3 protein-coding genes are annotated in these 2,764 nt (G+C 52.6%); 2 read left to right on the forward strand and 1 reads right to left on the reverse strand.

The genetic code is table 11. The annotated features are described in order from the left end of the window. A partial coding sequence (locus PHU49_16735; GenBank protein ID MDD5245657.1) for a hypothetical protein occupies positions 1-470 on the reverse strand: 470 nt, incomplete at its 3' end. Positions 471-676: 206 nt separating this feature from the next. On the opposite strand from PHU49_16735, the gene PHU49_16740 reads away from it, so the two are divergent. After that, on the forward strand, positions 677-1,567 hold the full coding sequence (locus tag PHU49_16740; protein MDD5245658.1) for a PAC2 family protein: 891 nt from the start codon (positions 677-679) through the stop codon (positions 1,565-1,567). A gap of 81 nt (positions 1,568-1,648) precedes the next feature. Further along, positions 1,649-2,764 (forward strand): CARDB domain-containing protein (locus PHU49_16745; protein ID MDD5245659.1); only part of this gene is annotated, 1,116 nt, incomplete at its 3' end.

Genomic DNA, 2,764 nt, shown 5'->3' on the forward strand with positions numbered 1-2,764 from the left:
GCCTCGTCCTTATTAAGCGTTTCGAGACCGACGCTATCCGGTCCGGAGATAAAACTATTGTCGAGACCATTGATGATCTCGGCAAGCCTTCCACCGTCAGGCGCCATGCTGACCCCGTAGCAATAGCGTTTTTCTTCACCAAGGGTAGTGTGCCTGCAGAAGCAGGCTATACGTACGATGGAATTGACAAAGCCAAAGATCTGTTCGATCTCTTCGATGGGTACTACCTGCCCGAAGTGGATCCTTTTCATCTTCCGGGTGATAATGCGGCTTATCAGGCTTCTTATGAGCCCCGGCACTCTGGCGAGACGATCGATCCTCCGGACGCTCCGCGCGGTTGATTCGGGGTGTGAGATAAAGTCTTCGATGAATCTGCGACGGCGGATATCGCTCAACAGGTCATCAGAATAGTTCTTTGCCTGCAGGTACCATTTTTCCCCTTCACCGTGTTTCAGACAGAATTCACACATCCCTTTATCCTTATGCTGTTCATTCTCCTGCCACTACGGCGAGTTGTCAAGAGGAAAAACAGTCTATAGTGGAACATCGGCAAGTCGTTAGTCGTATCACTTTTTACTGGATGGCGAACAGAAGGGACGGGCAGCGGGAAAAGCTACCAGCAATGGATAGAAATCTGGTATAATCCTAAGTAAAGTATGCAATCAAAGAGGAGGGAGTGTTCGTGAGAATAGGTGCCTTTCAATTACGCGACCCGGTTCCGGAGTGCAGTGAATCCTTTGTCCTGGTCACTCTCCACCCCTGGATAGACGTCAACAACGTCGGCAGCCTGGTCCTGGACGAATTGGAGGCGCAATTCGGGGCCGTAGAACTGGGAAGGTTGTCCACACCGGGTCACTTCTACGATTTCACACGGTACCGGCCTACTATCCACCTCGAAGAGGGCATCCGCGACCTCTCCATCCCCAATACCGCAATCCGCTATGCGAGAAGGGAAGGGCAGAGCGATCTTCTCCTGATCCGCCTCCTGGAGCCTCATGCCCATGCAGAGCTCTATGTCAGTTCTGTCCTGAAACTCCTCAAAACGTTCAAGGCGAGGAAATATATCCTCCTGGGAAGCATGTATGATACGGTACCCCACACCAGACCTTTACTCGTCAGCGGATATGGAATGGGAGAAAAGGCGCTTGAAGACGTGAGGAGGGCCGGGGTGCTGCCCATCACGTATAACGGTCCTTCGTCCATCGCGAACCTGATCACGAAAAAGGCGGCAGAGTCCGGGATTGAGACGACCGTATTCATCGTCTCCCTGCCGCAGTACGTTGTACTGGAAGAGGATTACATGGGGAAGGTGAGGCTTATGGAGATATTGAATATGCTTTATGGCATACCTGTTAATAAAGAGGATTTTGACAGGGGCCTTAAGCAGCGCAGCCTGATCAGTAAGAGGGTGGAGAACTCTCCTGAGGTTACCATGCTCCTGCCGCAGCTTGAAAGCATATATGACATGCGGATAAAGGCGATGGAGGAAGAGGGGACCCCGCACCTCACCCCCGAGATGGAAGAGATGTTCTGGAAGACGATGGGGAAGGATATAGGGAAGGCATAGCTGCCTGCTTAAGATAAACTGCCGGTGCAACATGAAAAAGGGCAAGGCAAAGTGGAACCTATACAAAAAAAGGAGGTTGTCATGAGATCACGCATCAGGCGGTTGTTGTTTGTTGCATTGTTTCTTGCCTCAATAAGTTCCCCTGTTTTCTGTGCCGAGACAAAGACTGACACGACGAGGCAGACGAGGCAAACCATCAAGCCGAGAACCGACAGTACTCCCGTGAAATCAGTACCTGATATACCCGCTGCAAAGAAGGTTTCCGTTCCCGACGCGGTGAAATACGGCACCCTTTCGTTGATGAAGCCCAAAAGCGGCGATCACTTCACCCAGGGGAACGATGTGATGATAGAATGGTCGAAAAAGGGGAACATCCCGAGCGGGTGTTTCCGGATAGGCCTCATCAAGGACGGTGCAGAGGTCCTGCAGATCACCCCGTCGGTCTGTGTGAATGGTTATAAATGGAAGATCCCCGTGGATATATGGGGTTCGGATCTTAAGGTGAAGGTCGAGACGGTGGATAAGAAGGTCGCTGCCGAGAGCCCGCCATTCACTATTGTTAACGCCAAAGCCGACCTCACGGTCGGTCAGCTCACCGTAACACCCCAGACGCTCGATGCAGGTCAGGAAGTGGTCATACGTGCCCGCATCGACAACGGAGGCAATGCAAAGAGCGAGCCGATGAAGGCGTTTATCGTCATGGGGTTCTGCGGTCTTACTACCTATGGACAGGCAAAGAAGGTCGAATACGCGGTCCCGCCCCTCAATTTCGGCGACCATACCTATATTACCCACACGGAAAAGTTCCCTGCCGGCGGTGATGTTTGCGTTTCCGTGATAGTAGGGACATTCTGGACACCGGGATCCGGCGATCACATGCTGCCCGATCAGAGAACGGTCCATGTCAGTGTCCGCGGGGGAAGCCTGCCCGATCTCGTCGCATGCATCCATAATCCCCGCAAGGTATCCGTAGGATCGCCTGCCGGCATTATGGCTTTTGTTGAGAATGTCGGGGAAAGGACATCCCCGCCCTCAAAAATGAGCATCTGGGTAGAGGGGCAGGGGCATACGGAGTTCGATGTCCCTTTGCTCAAGAAGGGAGAACACCGTTATTTCAGCAGATCGGTCACATTCCAGGACGAGGGCGAAGCCTCTTTTCGCGCAGATGTTGATCTGAACAATGATGTGACGGAGACA

The sequence above is a fragment of the Syntrophorhabdaceae bacterium genome (assembly GCA_028713955.1).
In the GTDB taxonomy this organism is placed as follows: domain Bacteria; phylum Desulfobacterota; class Syntrophorhabdia; order Syntrophorhabdales; family Syntrophorhabdaceae; genus UBA5609.